Source organism: Pontibacter pamirensis (genome assembly GCF_010015475.1).
Classification (GTDB): Bacteria; Bacteroidota; Bacteroidia; order Cytophagales; family Hymenobacteraceae; genus Pontibacter; species Pontibacter pamirensis.
On sequence record NZ_SSNI01000017.1, the window covers coordinates 108,051 to 126,405 of the forward strand.

General features: G+C 44.4%; 15 protein-coding genes. 12 read left to right on the forward strand and 3 right to left on the reverse strand.

Features of this window, described 5'->3' with window-relative positions:
- Window positions 1–563: 563 nt before the first annotated feature.
- From E1919_RS15255 to E1919_RS15270, 4 genes are all read left to right on the forward strand, one after another.
- A complete protein-coding gene (locus tag E1919_RS15255; RefSeq protein ID WP_262888723.1) occupies window positions 564–812 on the forward strand; it encodes a sensor histidine kinase in 249 nt (82 codons plus the stop codon).
- A 377-nt stretch (window positions 813–1,189) separates the two neighbouring features.
- Entirely contained in the window at window positions 1,190–3,592 is a 2,403-nt protein-coding gene (locus E1919_RS15260; protein WP_162054272.1) for a PAS domain-containing protein, read from the forward strand.
- Window positions 3,593–4,203: 611 nt separating this feature from the next.
- The gene (locus E1919_RS15265) at window positions 4,204–5,523 is read left to right on the forward strand and encodes a molybdopterin-dependent oxidoreductase (protein WP_202915918.1); all 1,320 of its coding nucleotides are present in this window, start codon (window positions 4,204–4,206) and stop codon (window positions 5,521–5,523) included.
- A gap of 1 nt (window position 5,524) precedes the next feature.
- A complete protein-coding gene (locus tag E1919_RS15270) occupies window positions 5,525–5,968 on the forward strand; it encodes a hypothetical protein (RefSeq protein ID WP_162054273.1) in 444 nt (147 codons plus the stop codon).
- Between the two features lie 345 nt (window positions 5,969–6,313).
- Here the strand turns inward: E1919_RS15270 and E1919_RS15275 are convergent, their stop codons facing one another.
- The 3 genes from E1919_RS15275 to E1919_RS15285 form a co-directional block, all read right to left on the reverse strand.
- Window positions 6,314–6,772: a cold-shock protein gene (locus E1919_RS15275; protein ID WP_162054274.1), complete on the reverse strand. Its 459-nt coding sequence runs from the start codon at window positions 6,770–6,772 to the stop codon at window positions 6,314–6,316.
- A gap of 66 nt (window positions 6,773–6,838) precedes the next feature.
- Window positions 6,839–7,066, reverse strand: a complete 228-nt coding sequence (locus E1919_RS15280) for a hypothetical protein (protein WP_162054275.1) — start codon at window positions 7,064–7,066, stop codon at window positions 6,839–6,841.
- Between the two features lie 132 nt (window positions 7,067–7,198).
- Window positions 7,199–7,390: a cold-shock protein gene (locus E1919_RS15285; RefSeq protein ID WP_115566233.1), complete on the reverse strand. Its 192-nt coding sequence runs from the start codon at window positions 7,388–7,390 to the stop codon at window positions 7,199–7,201.
- Between the two features lie 380 nt (window positions 7,391–7,770).
- On the opposite strand from E1919_RS15285, the gene E1919_RS15290 reads away from it, so the two are divergent.
- The 8 genes from E1919_RS15290 to E1919_RS15325 all read left to right on the forward strand — a co-directional run bounded on the left by E1919_RS15290 (window position 7,771) and on the right by E1919_RS15325 (window position 18,267).
- The gene (locus tag E1919_RS15290) at window positions 7,771–7,971 is read left to right on the forward strand and encodes a hypothetical protein (RefSeq protein ID WP_162054276.1); all 201 of its coding nucleotides are present in this window, start codon (window positions 7,771–7,773) and stop codon (window positions 7,969–7,971) included.
- Window positions 7,972–8,314: 343 nt separating this feature from the next.
- Window positions 8,315–8,680, forward strand: a complete 366-nt coding sequence (locus E1919_RS15295) for a BlaI/MecI/CopY family transcriptional regulator (protein WP_162054277.1) — start codon at window positions 8,315–8,317, stop codon at window positions 8,678–8,680.
- Between the two features lie 11 nt (window positions 8,681–8,691).
- Window positions 8,692–11,055, forward strand: coding sequence for a M56 family metallopeptidase (locus tag E1919_RS15300; RefSeq protein WP_162054278.1), 2,364 nt, complete (start codon window positions 8,692–8,694; stop codon window positions 11,053–11,055).
- A 293-nt stretch (window positions 11,056–11,348) separates the two neighbouring features.
- Window positions 11,349–13,835: a TonB-dependent receptor domain-containing protein gene (locus tag E1919_RS15305; RefSeq protein ID WP_162054279.1), complete on the forward strand. Its 2,487-nt coding sequence runs from the start codon at window positions 11,349–11,351 to the stop codon at window positions 13,833–13,835.
- 85 nt (window positions 13,836–13,920) lie between these two features.
- On the forward strand, window positions 13,921–14,715 hold the full coding sequence (locus tag E1919_RS15310; RefSeq protein WP_162054280.1) for a hypothetical protein: 795 nt from the start codon (window positions 13,921–13,923) through the stop codon (window positions 14,713–14,715).
- Between the two features lie 683 nt (window positions 14,716–15,398).
- The gene (locus tag E1919_RS15315) at window positions 15,399–16,127 is read left to right on the forward strand and encodes a hypothetical protein (protein ID WP_162054281.1); all 729 of its coding nucleotides are present in this window, start codon (window positions 15,399–15,401) and stop codon (window positions 16,125–16,127) included.
- Window positions 16,128–16,201: 74 nt separating this feature from the next.
- Window positions 16,202–16,744, forward strand: a complete 543-nt coding sequence (locus tag E1919_RS15320; RefSeq protein WP_237144442.1) for an RNA polymerase sigma factor — start codon at window positions 16,202–16,204, stop codon at window positions 16,742–16,744.
- Entirely contained in the window at window positions 16,738–18,267 is a 1,530-nt protein-coding gene (locus E1919_RS15325; protein WP_162054282.1) for a porin family protein, read from the forward strand. The genes E1919_RS15320 and E1919_RS15325 overlap by 7 nt, the downstream gene beginning before the upstream one ends.
- The last annotated feature ends 88 nt before the right edge of the window (window positions 18,268–18,355 follow it).

Genomic DNA, 18,355 nt, shown 5'->3' on the forward strand with positions numbered 1-18,355 from the left:
TTCTTATATTGAGCTGAAATACAAGTAGAAAAAGGGTCGAAACGAAATTCAGGTTTAACAAACCTGCGCAGCTTAATCTCGACAATAATTAGGACACATCATTCCCATGCTTCGAGTTTTCAACCTGCGTGGGTGTGAAAAGTGCTCAGGTAAATCATATGGTCTTACCTCCGGCAAGTTCACTTACATTAGCACTGCCTTCTAACGGATTTTCCTTAAAAAACAAGAGAGCGCCTCTGACCTTTCATCCTTGCTTTGCATGGTGCACCCTGAAGACCTGTATGATTTAGAAGAGAAGTATCGGCAGGTGCTGAAAGGGAAGCTTCTAAAGGATATAGCTTCGCATACTGTTAGCTGACCAAAGGGAGCGGTGGCTGTGCCTGACGCCTTTCCTGCTTGAATAAGAATCATGTCAAAGGCAAATAGTTAATTTTGCCGATAATATCACCCGCATAAAAAATCACAGCAACTATCTAAAGCGATTTTCAGATAAAAAAAACGCCGTAAAGGGATCCAGCAAGACCAATCGCTTCCTTTCCTCCAGCGAAAGCATCTACATTGAACTGGACGACAACAAGTTTATGCTGTGCATCAGCAATCTTATATCCAATGCGATGAAATTTACGCCTGACGGTGGAACAATTACTGTCAGCGTAGAAAAAGATCAGGAAACCTTGCTGTTTATGGTGGCCGACAATGGAATAGGCATACCAGCAATATACCATGGCTTCTTGTTTGACAAAATCACCGAAGCCCGTAGGCCCAGCATCAAAGGTGAGCCTTCTATCGGTTTGGGTATGTCTAGTATTTAAACCATTGTAAAGTGGCACAAGGGCCAGATATGGTGTGAGAGCAAAGAAGGCAAAGGCTCCATCTTTTACATCCGCCTTCCTAAAAAATTAGAGCTATTGAACCCTTAAAATGCGCAGGAGCCTCAATTAAATTGCTAATTCCTGCACATAGGTACACATAAGTGTTGTTGTCTATATATAATATTGGTATATTTATAAACTAAATAAATTTTTATGCTCCTGGATGTTGTGCCATGCTGAAGGTACGTGCAGGGGGTTAATAAACATGCAGATTCAAGGTGCTTGGGGGGCTGACCTAAAGTGCGGTGTTTTGCCTGAACTTGTCAGAGCCTGAGGAAGTAGTTTATTAGCCTTACATAGCACGAGAAAGGAATCTTATGAGAAATGACAGCACCCGCACCAACAGCAGTTCTGATTTTCAGAAAGCACTGGAACAGAACCAGGTTGATGTGCAGCAGGAGTATAAAAGCCTCCTGAAAATAATAGCGGCTGCACCGGATGCTTACCTCATTTTGTCTCCTGACCTGAAAATTCAGTTTGTATCCGATGCTTATCTGGCGGCTACTAAATCTGTAAGGAAAGACTTGCTTGGGAAGTATATTTTCGATGCTTTCACGGAAAGCTCCGCTACACCAGATGCAAATGCTGTTAAGAACCTGCACAGTTCTTTAAAGAAGGTGCTGAATACGAAGAAACCGCACCAAATGGAGCTACAGCATTATCATGTGCCCAAGCCCACGCATCTTGGCGGTGGCTTTGAAGAAAAGCACTGGAGCACTTCAAATACCCCAGTGCTGAACGACTCAGTTGAGGTTTCCTATATCATCCATAAAGTTACGGAAGTTACAGAACTTGTCAGGAGCCAGGAGAAAGTAAAGGACCTTAAAGGCAAACGGCTTTCGCTGCAGGCGACGCTGAATAAACTCCAGAATATCCAGCAGAAGTTGGAAGAAGAGCAGCGGCGACTTGAGGATGCGCAGACACTGGGGCATATTGGTAGCTTTGAGGCTGCCTACCCGTATGATGCTATTAGTTGGTCGGATGAATTGTACCGTATCCACGGATTGGAGCCACAGAGCGAAAAAATAACCTCTGAGGCATATGCCGCTTACGTTCACCCGGATGACAAGGAAATGTATGCGAAAGCTTTAGATGAGTTCTATAAAGGGAACAAGTCACTAAACCATATCTACAAAATTGTCCGGAGAGATAAGGTGGAACGGGACCTGCACCTGAAGGGGAAAGTAGTGCGCGATGCAACTAACAGGGCCATCATCGTGATGGGTACGATACAGGACATCACTGAACAGGTGCAGGCCCAGCAGATATTACGCGAAAACGAAATGCTGCTGCGCGAGACAGAGCAGGTGGGCCATGTTGGGAGTTACTATGGTGATATTGCCACGCTAACCTTCCGCTTTTCAGAGGGTATGTTCCGTTTATTGGGGCTTGTACCTGAAGACAAAGTTATTTCTCTGGAGCAGATCGATGCTTCTTCACACCCGGATGACGCGCTGGTGGTACGGCAGATACTCGAACAGGCTATCCGCGACAAGCAGCCTTACGAGTACTTACGTCGCATTTACAGGCGAGACGGTCAGATGCGGTATTTGCACAGCACAGGCAAGGTAAAATGTGACAGCGATGGCAAGGCAGTCAGATTTGTTGGTATTGTGCATGACATTACGGAGCAAAAGCAGGCAGAAGAAAAGATCCGGCAGAGTGAACTGCACATTCGCACGCTGATAGATAACACGCCAGATGTTATTACCCGCTGGGACAAGGACCTCAGGATTATTTTTAATAACCAAAGCTTCGTTACAAGTACTGATTTGCCTGTTCCGCTGTTGCTCCTGCAGGAAACTGTTGAGACAGAACAGCCTGAAAATATGCGCCTGTCTTTAAAAGAAAAAGTCATGCAGGTATTACAGACGGGTGAAACACCCGACCACAATAATTCCTATGCCTTGCCTCATGGCAGGGTATATTATCATTCTCAGCTTGTTGCTGAGTTCTCTGAAGACGGCACAATAGAAAGTGTGTTGGTAATTACCCGTGACATATCCGCCCTAAAGCGGCTGGAAAAGGAAAACCTGGAGCTGCGGCTAAACCAACAGCGAGAGCTGCTTTTGGCAATTATGGAAACGCAGGAAGCAGAGCGAAGGCGCATTGCGGAAGCCCTGCACAACGGTATAGGTCAACTGCTGTACGGCGCTAAACTCAACCTGGACAAACTCACAAAGGAGGAGATAGCACAGGATGTTAGCAAAGTAAAGGCCTCTGTTATGAAAACAGACCAGATGCTGGAGCAGGCAATCACACAGGTCCGCAGTATCTCTCATGAGCTTACCCCATCCGTTTTAGAGCACTTTGGGCTGGAAGTTGCCATGAAGCAGATTTGTGCTATATTCAATACAGAAAAGCTGGAGTTCCAGTGCCTGGTTTTTAGCCTTCGGAGCGATTTGGAAAGGCATCTGCAGATAAGTACTTATCGCATGGCACAGGAACTGGCAAACAACATTGTAAAGCACGCCCAGGCTACAGAGGCAAGTTTGCTGCTGCGTGAGCATAAGGATTCTCTGGTGTTGCTGGCCGAAGACAATGGAAAAGGCTTTGAGTTGGAGCACATCCAGACAAAGGGGATAGGCATCAAATCCATCCAGGACCGGGTGAAGCTATTGAGTGGCACCATACGCATTAATTCTGCACCAGGCCAGGGAACACTGATTCAGATTACCTTACCAATTACGACCCCTGGGCAGATTCAGCCTTATCATTAATGCCTTGCTACAGCATTTTCAGCAAGCTCTTAACCTTCTATCAGCGCTTCATAAACAGGAGTATCACCAATTCTGAATCAAAAGAGCGGTGAAAGATACTTTCCTCCTTTAGCGCAGCCATGGTGGTTCTGGCTACATCTTTCCGGAGTATAGAGCCTAACGATTTTCATTAACATTGGTTTTTTGAGGACCTGCCGATAGCTTTATGTATTCTCTAAAAGAGGATAAATGACACCTGCTCTAGAGATGTATTGATTTATAATAACATCTGCAGCATGTAAAGCAGAATCTCAGGTTCCTGAAGCATAATGCGTATAGCCTATCGCTATGTTTTGCGTATATCAGCAGATAGCAATCAATAAAAGTATTTTATTTTGTTAAATTAAAACAATACTTATAGAAAGAAAACTGCGAATTAATGGCAGCTGCTTTTTCCTTCTGGATTTATGTTCTATCAGAGCCATCAACTCTTCTCTTAGTTTCTGTCAAAAGAGGAGTTTGCGTGGAGGGTTTGAATCAAGTAAAGAAACCTGAGTGGAGCTTTGGCTTCGTCCTGCGTTCTGCATTTCTGAGTGAAATACGACAAATAACATCTTTAAATAAAGCTAGTTATGGCTGAGAATAATAAAGGATTGATGCGCCGCATTGGGGATACCCTTAGGGATTGGGGTCCATTCCGTCGTGATTTCTGGTACAGTCCCATCCGTGGTCCTTGGCTTACATCCTTCTTTAGTCTCATGCTACTGATTGTCCTGCCAATCGTATTCATCACCGGGCTTATAGACCACGTTGCCTGGAACCCAGCACTTGGGGGCACCAACAACCGGACACCAGACATGGGCCTGCTTGGATTTCTGACGGGATTAGAATGGCCCACCCGACCTATCTGGCTCTACCGGCTCACAGAAGGAATTCATGTTGTATTGGGTATATCGCTTATTCCTTTGGTGTTCGCAAAGTTGTGGTCCATTATGCCGAGCCTGTATAAGTGGCCATTGGCAGATTCGGTGGGCCAAGCCTTAGAGCGACTGAGTATCCTGTTCCTGATAGGAGGGATTCTTTTCCAGATGTTCACGGGATTACTATACATACAGAACTTTGTTATCATCAATAACTTCAAATTCAACCAACTGCATTTTTATAGTAACTGGATTTTTATAGCCGGTTTGGTCCTGCACGTGCTCGTAAAATTCCCGGTAATGGTAGAAGGGTTAAGAGCCAGAGGCGTGCGTAATGAATTGCAAAAATCCCTTTCTGAAACAGAGCCGGAGCCAAGGGAAGAGGGCAGGCTGGTGAGTACAGATCCTGCACCCCCGACCATCTCACGTCGGGGAGCCATTGCCGTGGTGGCAGGAAGCTCGCTTACAATGTTCGCCTTGGCTATAGGGCAGACACTGGGGCAACGGTGGAGTTGGCTCGCCATACTCTCCCCCCGTGCCCAATCCCCGGGAGAAGGGCCCAACGATTTCCGGGTAAACAAAACTGCAGAAAAGGCAGGAATAAGCCCGGAGCAAGTCGGGCCGGGTTGGCGCCTGGAGTTGGTGGGCAATACACACCAAATGCTGAGTCGGGAAGATTTACTCGCAATGCCGCTGTATACTTCCTCTCTGCCCATAGCATGCCTGGAGGGTTGGTCTACGGGCAACCAGGACTGGGAAGGGATACGCATGCGGGATCTCGCGGATCTGGCAGGTATGCCGAATGCAGAAAAGGTCCTTTTCGAGTCACTTGAATCAACAGATGCAGTGGCCCGCATGGCTTTTATGCGGCGAAATCAGTTTCAGGATCCGCTTTCTTTGCTGGCGCTTCGCGTGAATGGCGTTGACCTCTCTTTAGACCATGGTTACCCCGCCCGGGCTATTGTTCCGGCGACTCCGGGCAATCGTAACACAAAGTGGATTTACCGCATGACATTTATGGAGGAGGTCTGATATGAAAAATATACCTGGTTATGGGCGTGGTCCGGTACACTTACTGGGCGTAATCTTCTGCTATATACTTGCCATATATGCAGGTGTTAAGCTGTTCAGTAATGTTTCTTTGTGGATTGCTTTGGCATTCCCGGCGGGCATATTCCTGCATGATTTTGTGCTTTTCCCGCTGTATTCTGGTATAGACCGTGGCCTGAAGCATTTACAGCGCCGGCAGCAGCGGGAGGAGAAGGTATCGGTGGGCTGGGTTAACCATGTACGGGTACCGGTGATGATCAGTTTTTTCCTGTTACTCGCCTATTTCCCAATTATTCTCAGGCTGTCAGATGACCGATACCTTTACTTCGCTAACCACAGATACTTATCTATACCGCTGGCTTCTGGTTACAGCGGTACTGGCAGCTGGCTCCGCCTTCAGTTATTATGTTCGGAAGCGGCGTTATAAAAAACGGTTTTCTCTTGATAAGGAAAATGACTGAATAGGGACAGCAATTGAGTACTTTTCTTGCAGGAACAGTCTTTTGTAACTGTTAATGTTGAGAAAGCTTTTCTCTCACGGCTCTGCCTCGGAGCCCCGTAGTAGAGGGAGGTAATTTATTGTTAGGAGGAATTTGTTTCGGCTGCAGTTGTTACAATGTAGAATAGAAAAAGGCTTTGAACTTACCGCTGTTCAGCGTTAGGTTCAAAGCCTTTTATAGCTTTTATCTGTCCCTTCTGCACCCGTCTTAATGGACGTAATTTACCTGTTCTCGCTTTGTAGTAGCTGACAGACAGGCTGGGCAAAAGGTATTTATTTGATCAACTTCACGTTTACGGCATTCAGGCCTTTCTGGCCCTTCTCAACTTCGAAGGTAACTTTGTCATTTTCTTTCACCGACTCTTCTAAACCGTTCTGGTGAACAAAAATGCTATCCTGAGAATCGTGGTCCTTAATGAAGCCGTAGCCTTTAGAGGTGTTGAAGAAAGTTATTGTTCCCTTTCTGATTAAGTCTGCCGGATCCACTTCTTCATGCTTCGGCACACCTATTTGTATATCCTCCTGCTTTACTTCTTTCTTCTTCTTAGTAGGATCCGGAGGAGTATCTGTAATATTACCTTCGTCATCTACATAGGCTAGCATTTCGTCAATACCTTTTCCTTTGTTGGAATTCGCTAAGCGCTCTTCCTTCTTTTGCTCCTTGTCCTGTCTTTTCTTTAGTTTTTTCTTTTCTTTTTCTTTTTTACTAAAAGTTTCTTGAGATCTACCCATATATTATTCTTGATTTTGGTGTTGCATACTATTTATTCTACGAAAATGGAGGCTTTTCAGTCTAGTTTAGTAGCGGAACAAAAAGTTTGTGCCGTTACGTATCCACTTTTCGAAGAAAGAATTGTCGTTATATTCGCCCGACACTAACTCAAAGTCCGAGCGGTTTTTATTGGCCCGGGAGCCCATAAAGCTTTCAAGGGAGTCCTGGTTATTTGGTTCCCATTCTTGTCCTTTTTGCAATGCTACACAAAGGTATTCGCGCGTGGTGGTATCTACTAAGTATTTTCTGTTCATTGTAGTAATTTAAATGGCCCTATTTTAGTTGAAAACGGAGCAGGATTATGAGAGACAGAGGCTGAAAACGATCAAGCAAATAAAAAAGCCTTACTGCATGTAAGGCCTTTTTATGCATCTTATAAGTTAAGACTAAGAACGCTTAACGTTAACTGCGTTTAGTCCTTTTCTGCCTTCCTGCAGTTCAAAAGTTACTTCGTCGTTTTCTTTAATCTCATGCACCAGTCCTGATGCGTGAACGAAGTATTCCTGATCTGAATTTGCTTCTTTAATAAATCCGAACCCTTTCAGGTCGTTGTAAAACTTTACTGTTCCGTTATTCATATTTCTTTTTTTATTATATACCTACTACATTTCTGGCGGCATATATGTTCATTATATTCTACAAGATGCAACAAAAAATTTATATTTCATTGATTTTGTCTTATAAATCTCATTCATTCTTTAAATAGCAACTTGATATACTGGTAATATACCAATTCTGAAAGTGAAGCCTTCACAATGTGTGCAGTTACGCGTGACTTTAGCTAACAGAGTTTTAGAGAGCTTGCGTTATGACAGTAAAAGAAAAGTGAAGTATTCTTTTACTGTAGCAGGCTTTAGTGAAAATTGCACCGCAAAGGATGAACTTTAAACATGGTTTGATCAGAGTATATATCCAAATGCTTTTAAAAGCGTACGCTAATCAAAAAAAACATAAGACTATGAAAGATACTAAATCACTAAAATCTTCTTTAGGAAATATTCTGAAAGATCCCTCTGAATTAGAGTCGTTGATGCAGAATCCAGGAAAGTATGGGATAGACTTTTATAAGTCCTTAACGATCAGGGATAAGCAGTATGTTGCCTTCGCGGCTGCAGCCGGACTCATTGCTTATGGCATATATTTGAACAGCCAAAAGTAATAAGCGCATATAAGACTATGTGTTTAGCGCTGCTATAAGTACCATGATGCTAAAGTATTAGAAAATGGCTTTCAAGCCGTTTTTATATCTCTTATAATCTGTGGCAGTAGCAGCGTATTCAAATCCAAAATTAAAGCCCATTTCTGCTTTGTTCAGAAGTGGGCTTTAGTCTTTTACACCCGCCCTGGCTGTATTCATATCAATTACTTTTCCCTTACCTGTAACATCTTTTCACCTTCATTTTTAATCCACTGACTTTTAAACATCCTAACGAGTTAGTATAACTACTAGTAAATTAGGAATACTCCGAATTTGTTAGTAGTATTGTGTAAATATTACTACGATGCAGAAATTAGGTAAAAGAGAAGAACAAATCATGCAGGTTATCTGGCGCCTCGAAAATGCGTTCATTAAGGAGGTTATAGAGGAGATGCCCGAACCAAAACCACATTATAACACGGTGGCCACCATGGTGAAGATACTGGTGGAGAAGGGGTTTCTTAGTGCTGAAAAACTCGGCAACTCTTACCGGTACTCGCCCTCGGTGGCGTTGGCGGATTACAGAAAACAGGATGTTGCGAACATAAAGCAAAAATATTTTGGCAACTCCTTCTCTAAAATGATCACGCATTTTGCCAGGGAGGAAAAGCTTTCTGACAAAGAACTGGATGAAATTATTCAGATTATCAAATCACAAAAATCATCTTAACCTTTTATGCCATGACTGAATATCTGCTAAAGGTCTCTTTCGTGATTGGAATAGCCTTGCTTTTTTACAAATGTGTGCTGCAGCAGGAAAGCTTCTTTTCCACTAACAGGCTCTACCTCATTGGGTGCATCGTACTTGCATTTGCCCTGCCCTTTGTCTCTATGCCTCAGGTTGTTAGCAACCAGGGGTTCTTGTCTGCTGTTTTTCAGTCAGGCAGCCAGCCGGAAGCAAGGGCGACAAAGCTGGCACTTGAAATTGCCCCGCAGGAAACTTACATGAAAGCAGAAAGCACGGGCGAACCTAAGTCTGCTGTTTCAGCCTTACCTCAAAACACTCTTGTGGAAGTGGAGGAGAGGGCTGAAGTGCAACAAGGTTACGGACTTAACTGGCGCTCAGACTGGCTCTTCTTGCTGGGGATGCTCTATGGCTTTGGCGTAGTCATCTTTACGCTTAACCTGCTCGTGCAGGCCTGCAGCATCTTGTATAAAGCCATCAGAAGTGCCGATAAAGTTGATGAGGGTGATTTTGTTATTGTGAATACAGAGAACATGCAAGCCCCATGTTCCTTCTTTAAATACATTTTCATTTATCCTGACGCTTACGATTTTGCCACCTATGAACAGATAATCGCTCATGAGAAAATTCATGTCAGGCAGGGGCATACCGTGGATTTACTGCTCGCTGAGATAGCTGTCATTTTCCTTTGGTTCAACCCGCTTATCTGGCTTTACAAAAAGGAAGTAGAAAAGAATATTGAGTACCAGACCGACGCCATTCTCCTGGAGAGCGAGCAGGTAAGCAAAGACCACTATCAACTGAGTCTATTGCAGATAGCCTGCCCTAACAAGCCGCTCAGCATCACCATCAACTATAATCAGTCGCTACTAAAACAACGAATTATTATGATGAACGCAAAGAAATCAAACTTACATAGCTATTGGAAATACACCTTCCTGGCCCCACTGTTCTTTGGTACCATTCTGTTCATGAATGAACCAGCCATCAGCCAGGTAATACCGCAAAATGATACTGCTTCTATTCCGTTACCAGTTCCAGTTCCTCAACCAGAACCTGCCCCTATGCCTGAGCCACAACCCGCTCCTGAACCTGCCCCTGCACCTGGAATAGCGGAGGTAGTGAGGGAAGCGCTGGTGAATAGAGATGTTGTTTCTGAAGTAATAAGGGAAGTGCTTCCAGTAGTTAAGAGAAACGGATACTCTATGAATATTAGTGGACAGCAGGCAGATATGTCGGAAGGCTATTGGTACAGCAACCAGGAGGGCGGTGCGTACTGCCTGCAGTTTAAAGGAAGCAGGAATTCCTCTACCTGGAACATGTCCAGGTGCTTTGACAAAGGGCTCTTCCAAAAGCAGGGGAATGATACTTTCGTGATGAAAAAGGAAACCGGTACACTTCAGCTGACAGGTAATCTGGATGCGGAAGTAGGGCAGGGGAAGTATACATTCACTGAAGACGCTTCCTTCAAAAAATACCTGGCTGAAAACAACATCACCAGCAATAACGAAAACCTGATGTTCCATCTGTTTTTCGGTGATGTAAACAAACAATATGTTAGCTATTTACTAAAGACATACAACGAGTTGGAGGAAGAGCGGCTGCTGGAGTTAGCGATACACGGCGTGTCCATGACGGATTACCAAAACTATATGGCCCTGTTCCAAAAATACAGCAATAAAAAACCTTCTATTAGAGAAGTAGTGGAGGCCCGGATACATGGCATTGATCAGGCGTATGTGCAGGAAATGCTGGCTTTGGGCTTTGAAGATCTTACCCTAAACAAAATGATGGAGGCGAAGATACATGGTGTGAACACTGCCTATGTGGAGGGGCTTCGGAATGCAGGTTTTAAAAATCTTCAGATAGATAAAATCATCGGGGCTAAAATACATGGCGTGAATCCGGCGAACATCAAAGAAATGCAGGCGCTTGGCTTCGGCGACCTTAGCTTGGACAAGATGATGGAGTTAAAAATTCACGGGGTCAATGCAGCTTACATAACAGACTTAAGATCCGCAGGATTTGATAAACTGAGTCTTGATCAGGTTCTGGAGGCGAAGATTCATGGCCTAAATGCCGCTGCCATAAAAGATATCCGTGCCTTGGGTTTTAAAGACATGAGCTTCAGAGAAATAATTTCCGCTAAAATTCATGGGGTAGATGCAGGATATATCGAAGACCTGAGAAATGCAGGGCTTCAGAATCTTACCATCAGCAAGACTGTTGAAGCTAAGATACATGGTATAGACGGCGACTTTATTCGCAAAGCCAGGAAAGACGGCTATAACCTGAAAACTGTAGGTGATGCCGTTAAATTGAAAATCCATGGTATGGCCTTGGAGTCTTTAAAAGACTAAGCTCTCCCTGCCCGAATGTAGGAGGAAATAACTCATTGATTTTCTCCTACATCCGGGCGGCTACACCAATGTAAGTGCTTAGCCTTACCTGTTCCTTTCTGTAAAACCTGCGTGCCTCGGCTGACAAAAATATCAACTGGTGTAATGTTTACTTTACCTTGTCGTCTCTTCAATACGCTAGCTTTATTTTCAAATTGAAGACTAAACAGGTGCAACCTTCGCTTTCTGCTTCTGTCTTTGAAGTATAGCTGCTGATCCAGTAGTAACAGAATAAACACACATCTCCTATAACTATGAAAAAAAGTCTACTTTTTTTGCTGGGACAGCTATGCCTTTTCCATAGCATTTCAGTGGCAGGACTGGCACAGGTACAGCCCCAGATACCTGCTACGGATGCTTCCAAAGGCGTGGGCACAATATCAGGTGTGCTAATTGACTCCGTTTCCGGCAAACCTGTTGAGTATGCCACGGTAGCACTGCTGAAGAAGGGAACAACACATGCCCAGGCAGGTACACTGACTGACAATGGCGGTCGCTTCTCCTTCTCTGGCGTGGCACCAGGAGATTACGAAGTTATTATCAGTTTTATCGGCTACGAAACCAAAACAATACGCGGGGTATCCGTCACAGCACGAAATCCTGAAGCAGTAACCGGTATCATAAAGCTAAAGCCGATCGCTACACAGCTGCAGGAGGTAAACGTGCAGACACTGCGCCCAACTATAATGCAGGAGGCAGACCGGATGATTATAAATGTAGAAGGCACCGCAATGGCAGCTGGCAGTACTGCTTTTGATGTTTTAGTTAAGTCACCAGGAGTCTTTATTGATCAGGAGGGTAACATACAGCTCAATGGAAGGTCTGGCGTAACCATTATGCTCGATGGAAAGCTAACCTACTTATCATCCCGGGATCTGCGCACCCTGCTGGAAGGCATGGCTGCTGAGAACATCAAAAACATTGAGATAATTACCAATCCTTCTGCCAAATACGATGCAGAAGGTTCTTCCGGTATCCTGAACATCAACCTGAAGAAGAACACGCAGCAGGGTATAAACGGAAGCCTTTATGCCGGCTATACTTACAACGGAAAGCAGCATGGTTATACGACAGGCGGAAACATTAACCATAAAAGCAGCAACTGGAATTCTTTCCTGAACCTGGATATGGCGCGACGTGTAGGTGGTCGGGAAGCTACCTTTACCCGCATTTTTTACGGAGAAACAAATACAACTTATTTTGATCAGGTAGCCACCGGAAACTATATGGTGCAAGGCCCGCCTGCTGTTCGCTTGGGCACCGACTACAGCTTAAATGACAAACACTCCGTTGGTTTTATGGCTCACTTCGGCACTAACTTTCTGGAGACAGATTTCCTGACAGACACGTACATCGGCAGCCGCCCTAACCAGCCCGAACTATTTATTGATGCTAATAATTACCTGACCAACCAGTTTACCAATTTCACTTCCAACGTGCACTATGTAGGCAAGCTAGATACTCTAGGATCGAGCTTAACAGCTGATATCGATTATGTGAAGATCTCAAACCGTGGGAAGGCAAACTTCTATAACGACTACGATAGCTTAATAACAGATGCGCCCACCATACAAGACTTTCTGTATACTGACACGCCTAATGAATTCGATATTTATTCTGCCAAAATAGACTTTACAAAATCCTTCACAAAGGATCGGAAACTGGAAGTTGGTGCTAAAGCTAGCAGGGTTATGTCGGACAATGATTCCCGCTTTTACTTCAATAACAGCGATGTGCCTGTGCTGGATATAAACCGCACGAACCACTTTGTCTATGACGAGGATATCTATGCAGCATACATCAACCTGAACAGCAAACTAGGAGAGAAATTTACGTTGCAAGCCGGTTTACGTGCTGAACAGACGCATTCAAAAGGAGAGTCACTGACAACGGGGCAGGTTACGGAGCGAAATTACCTGAGCCTGTTTCCAAGCTTCTTTTTACAGCAGAAGATAACAGATGACTACGATATCAGTTACAGCTACAGCCGCCGCATACAGCGCCCCAATTATGGTAGCATGAACCCTTTCATCACCTACCGTGACCCTTATACTTATGTACAGGGCAATCCGTTCCTCCGCCCGCAGTTTACACATGCATTTGGCATTACACAAACTTTCAAAAAGACTTATAACCTGATATTGAATTACCAGCGCATCAACGACGTGATTTCGGAGCTGCCCATACTGGTAGAGGAAACGGCCACCACCATTTATACCACCGGTAATGTAGACGATGCCCAGAACATTAGTTTAACAGCCATTGCGCCGCTTACCATCATGAAAAACTGGGATACCAACAACACGCTGGTGCTTTCCTATAATGAATTTAGTATGGTCGCCAATAATGAGTTGATAGTAAATGACCAGGTGTTTTACATGCTGCAGTCTAACCACAACATCCTGTTGCCCATCAAACTTAAGATGGAAGCAAATGGCGTTTATCGAGGACCGGCAGCATCTGGCTTATACCGCATTGCGCCGATGTGGTGGGTACACATTGCTTTCAAGAAAAGCTTTCTGGATGATAAGCTAGACCTTAGCCTGAACTTCAACGATATCTTTAAAACCTACAGGCTTGTTTTTACCACTGATATCAGCGGAAACGTCAACGATTTCGACCAGTATTTTCGTAACCGCACCGTTGGTCTGACCCTGCGTTACAACTTTAGCAGAGGCGAGAAGTTTGATTCCAAACGCCGCAATAACAGCCTGGATGAGCTAAATCGGACAGGTGGATAATTAACAGAGCACCATTAGTGGAAAAAACCAGGACGCAAGGCTAACGTTTAAAATAATTAAACGACTTATAACCTAATTATACACTATGGAACAATTTGACAGGGACCGCTATAACAACGGTGGCAACAGCAACCAAAACAGGTACGACTACGACAATAGCAACAAAAACCACTACGACCGGGACAACAGGTATGAGTATGGTCGAAACGACAGGTATAACCGGGAAGAAAGAACAGGGCGTGACCCGAACCAGCAGTTTGAAAGAAATTACCGAAACAGCGATTATAGAAATAACGAGCATCGAAACAGCAGGGACTACGAAAGGGATGATAGGGAAAATCGCTTTGGGAATTATCGCAGCCATGATAACGATAGGGACACAGGTTATGCTGCTGACTTCAGGGGTAATGAAAACTGGCAGGGCAACATTCGGCAGGGGTACGGAATATCAAGCTTTGATGGTACCTCTGACCGGTACAACACCTTGAACAGTGACCAGCGCGAAGGCAACATGCAGGAGTCGCAACCTTACTACTCAGGAAACAGGGACCGCTTAAGTAGCACACGCTATGGTCGCGGTGTTGGCGATGAATTCCCTAATTCAAACCGGGGAATACCTAATTATGGTATCCGGAGTTTTGCAGATGATTATGGTTCCGGAATGGGAAGTTCCTACGGTAGCAAAAACTATGGCGGTGGTACAGGCTATTCCAGTGGCAACAAAGGCGGTTCATTTGGCAATAACATGTACGGTAATTCATCGGGCAACTATGGTGGCTACGGATCGATGGGTGTTAGCAATTACAGCGGAGGCCAAAGCAGTTCCAGTGGCGGCACCTCCCAAAATTCTGATAGGCGTGTTAAAGGAAACCATAATTAATAAACAACAGCTTAATTAATAAAGAAGGCTTGCCATAGAAATGGCAGGCCTTTTAAGTTTCTCTCCCTTCGTACCAAATAATGTAAAGCACCTTCCAAAAAGATGTAGCATATTCTACCTTTCATCACGGAGTGAAGGAGTTTCCAGTCTTTGGTTTATGCGCCTTGACGCAAAAACTCTCAGCGCGATGCCCAGGAGAGGTCCTACCCCAAGATGAGGCCTCTCTCATATATTGTCCCTGCCCCAGCCTAGAGAGCACAGACTCCTACTATAGAACGTTATTTAATATACCGCTGTCTAAGCCGTCGCTATGGCAGCTAAGGCAGCATCATTCCCAGAGGCTCTTAATACAGAGATTTCTGGAGAAGCTATGGAACATAGTTGAGGAGAAGCTGCATAATGTGCCGTGCCAGCCTTTAGAATGAGGCATCTGTTGCAGGCTTCCTTAAGCTGGAGCCCTTCCAGAGAAGAAAATAAAAGGTTAATTTTTCTTTGAACACTTATTTGTACTTTACTTATAATTTTATTTAATAATTTGAAAATAAATCTTTATCTTAGGTAAAGACCTACGTGCCGATTCACTGATAAAGAATTGTGGCAGAAATTGCTTAAAATTATTTTCATAGCCGGGCAACGCTTTACCACACCCTCCTGTCTTACCCTTAGAAACCATAAATTCAGCTATGAAAATTGAATCTGTTCTTCGGAAAGCATTTGCCGTGGTAACGGCCGGTACTTTTCTGGCGCTCTGGGGATGTGAACAAATGGAAGAGGATGTAGTGCCGGTTACCTTCACCAACTTTAAACTAAACGACGACCTACTCTATGTTTACAATACCAAGGATAGCAGGGTATACAGTGCAGTAAATGACACAGTAGAAATTTATGACAAGATTACCTATAGTCAGCCGGTGCATGGAGAACTTTATCCTAATTATGCCAATGATAATGAAAAGATTATGGGGTATAAACCAGAACCGGGTTATGTTGGTTTGGACAGTGCAACTTATGAAATTTGCAGCGGGGGGGTTTGTAAAATCGCAAAGATAAAATTTGTTGTTGAAGCTCCTCCGTTTAGTGATCTCTATATGTGCCAAACAAAGCTTGTCGCCGATACACTAATAGTTAAAAAGAATTCTAAGGGAGAAATAAGAATTTTCTTAAACGATATAATTTGCTTTTATCCCAATTCAAACTGGGCTTTCAAAACAATTGTCAGTCCGGCTAATGGTATAATGGACATCATGAATTATTGGGAAGGAGTAAAAAATGAAGTTTTTATTTATCGCCCTAATAGAAATTTTGTAGGAGAAGATATTTTTACTTATCGGGTTTATCCACGTGGCCAGGATGAATTGGGTTCTACTGATTACGAGGAAGTGAGTGTGAAAATAATAGTGGAAGATAAGTAAGTCAGCTTTTGCTCCAGTGTTTCAATTTTGTCAGGGTTTTAGGTATTGCATGGTCATGGTAAACCAAATACTACGTGCTTTCTGAGGAAGAAATAATTGCAGGATGCAAACAGGGAAAAGCATCAGCGCAGGAGAAGCTGTATCAGCTCTACTCCCGGCGGATGATGGCTGTTTGCGTACGCTATACCAGGTCACGTTTCGAGGCGGAAGACATTTTCCATGATGCCTTCGTGAAAGTATTTAAATACCTGGATTCCTATAATGGAGGCTCTTTTGAAGGGTGGATGCGACGCATATTTGTAAACACGGCCATCAACCATTATCATAAGAATAAAAAAATCGAAGAGCAACTCGACTATAGCTCCATAGAAGAAAGCACACCCTCCACCGAAGATATCATCAGCCAGATTTCTGGCCAGGAATTGATGGTGATCATTAACCAGTTGCCAGAAGGGTACAAACTGGTTTTCAACCTGTATGTAGTAGAAGGCTATAACCACCGAGAGATTGCGGAGACACTTAACATTGCAGAAGGTACCTCTAAATCTCAATTGGCAAAAGCGAAAGCCTCCTTACAGAAAATTCTTCTTAAACAATCAATGTCTGAAGCATGCTAACTGATAAAGAACTTGAAGAGATAAGGCGGAAAATGCTGGAGCTCGAAGAGGAGCCTCCTATGGGAGGCTGGCGTAGTATACAGGCAGAGGTGGTTCAGCCGAAAAAGGACTGGCGCCCACTGTGGTGGCTGCTGCCCCTGCTACTCCTGCTCCTGACAGGCCTAGGCACCTACCATATGCAAAACAGTATTCCGGATACAGATAAAACCATAAATAAACAAGTAGGTACCGTAAATGTAGCCGCTCCGCCTAATAAAGCAAATACAGACGATGTACAAAGACCCGCGCTTGTTACTAAGCAGCCTGCTTCGCGTGTGGAGGATGCGCAGCCAATTATAAGGAGCCGTACTACATCTATGGTACCGGAAAGGCAAGTTGTGCGTCAAATAGTACCTGAACCTACAGCCACAGCTACGGAAGGAGAGGTAACCGCTGCTGCCGTAGGCAGGAACAGGCCGGACATACCGGTTATAGCGCTGCTTCCGCACAGAAATACTGTCTTTGCAACTCCTCTGGAAAGTATTGACCCGAAAAAGCACACCATTGCAGTTAAAAACGTGATACGTGATGGGGCTGCAGGGTTAATTGAAGCGCATCAAGTAGCAATAGAAACAACTAAAGCAGAAAGTTTGAATGAAACAACAACTACAAAACAGAATATTGCGGTTGAGACAACTACAGCAAAATCAATAAACCCTGAGGAGCAGCTTCAGATTTCTCCCGCAGACACAGCTTCTCTGGCAGCTTCTCCTGCTGCGGCTACTGTTCCTGCCAAAGAAGAAAAGAAGAAGCGCCCACCACTCGAGAAGAGGATTTCCAGCATAAACGAATGGACCGTAGGCGTATATTTCGCTCCGCGTTATGCTTTCCGTAAGTTCCTACCAAATGCAACAGACGATATACTCATTACAGGTGTTCGCAACGTAAACCAGTTGGACCCGAAGCGGATGGGCTATGAGTTTGGCGCCAACTTCAGCAAGGTATTAAAGCCCGGGCTCTTTGTGGAAGGAGGGTTGAACTGGATGCAGCTGAAAGAAAACGTTACCTATACGCTCACAACTGGTAAAATTGACACCTTCAGCGTCAGGCAGTTGAATGGCGGCCCTATTGTGGTGGAGTCGAAGCTTATGTCAGAGGAGCGTCAACTAATAAGCTCTTATGCCTATGGCGGCTTGCGCCTGGGCGTTACCCAATACTTCCTTGAAAGAGGCAATCGCCGGTTTAACGTGACAGTAGCAGGCGGCGCTAACCTGCTGCTTAAGGGCGAAACTAAACAGTTTAGCAATGGCGAATGGACAGAAACTGTTGTTTTCCCTTCAAAAGAAAACATCCTGGAGCAGTCTAACTATAACCTGCAGGTGGGGGTAGGCTACAACGTGTCGGTGCTGGGTAACTATGAACTTATGCTGATGCCAACGATGAGCTACTTTTTAGGCTCCACCTTTAAAGAGCGGGAGCCGCTGGGGCTGCGACCCTATTCGCTGGGGGTAAACGTACAGTTAAAGCGGCGGTTTAACCTTTAGGTGTTCTACAGATGAGCAGGAAAGCAAGTAAAACAAGCGTGAACGATGAAATTTTAATTGCTTATAAGAATTAAGTAAACTGCTTTTT

Excerpts from the sequence above, each read along its gene's own strand:
- E1919_RS15315 (WP_162054281.1), top strand. The coding sequence starts at position 15,399 with ATGAAAATTGAATCTGTTCTTCGGAAAGCATTTGCCGTGGTAACGGCC.
- E1919_RS15290 (WP_162054276.1), top strand. The coding sequence starts at position 7,771 with ATGAAAGATACTAAATCACTAAAATCTTCTTTAGGAAATATTCTGAAA.
- E1919_RS15300 (WP_162054278.1), top strand. The coding sequence starts at position 8,692 with ATGACTGAATATCTGCTAAAGGTCTCTTTCGTGATTGGAATAGCCTTG.
- E1919_RS15325 (WP_162054282.1), top strand. The coding sequence starts at position 16,738 with ATGCTAACTGATAAAGAACTTGAAGAGATAAGGCGGAAAATGCTGGAG.
- E1919_RS15305 (WP_162054279.1), top strand. The coding sequence starts at position 11,349 with ATGAAAAAAAGTCTACTTTTTTTGCTGGGACAGCTATGCCTTTTCCAT.
- E1919_RS15275 (WP_162054274.1), bottom strand. The coding sequence starts at position 6,772 with ATGGGTAGATCTCAAGAAACTTTTAGTAAAAAAGAAAAAGAAAAGAAA.
- E1919_RS15265 (WP_202915918.1), top strand. The coding sequence starts at position 4,204 with ATGGCTGAGAATAATAAAGGATTGATGCGCCGCATTGGGGATACCCTT.
- E1919_RS15295 (WP_162054277.1), top strand. The coding sequence starts at position 8,315 with ATGCAGAAATTAGGTAAAAGAGAAGAACAAATCATGCAGGTTATCTGG.
- E1919_RS15270 (WP_162054273.1), top strand. The coding sequence starts at position 5,525 with ATGAAAAATATACCTGGTTATGGGCGTGGTCCGGTACACTTACTGGGC.
- E1919_RS15310 (WP_162054280.1), top strand. The coding sequence starts at position 13,921 with ATGGAACAATTTGACAGGGACCGCTATAACAACGGTGGCAACAGCAAC.
- E1919_RS15285 (WP_115566233.1), bottom strand. The coding sequence starts at position 7,390 with ATGAATAACGGAACAGTAAAGTTTTACAACGACCTGAAAGGGTTCGGA.
- E1919_RS15260 (WP_162054272.1), top strand. The coding sequence starts at position 1,190 with ATGAGAAATGACAGCACCCGCACCAACAGCAGTTCTGATTTTCAGAAA.
- E1919_RS15280 (WP_162054275.1), bottom strand. The coding sequence starts at position 7,066 with ATGAACAGAAAATACTTAGTAGATACCACCACGCGCGAATACCTTTGT.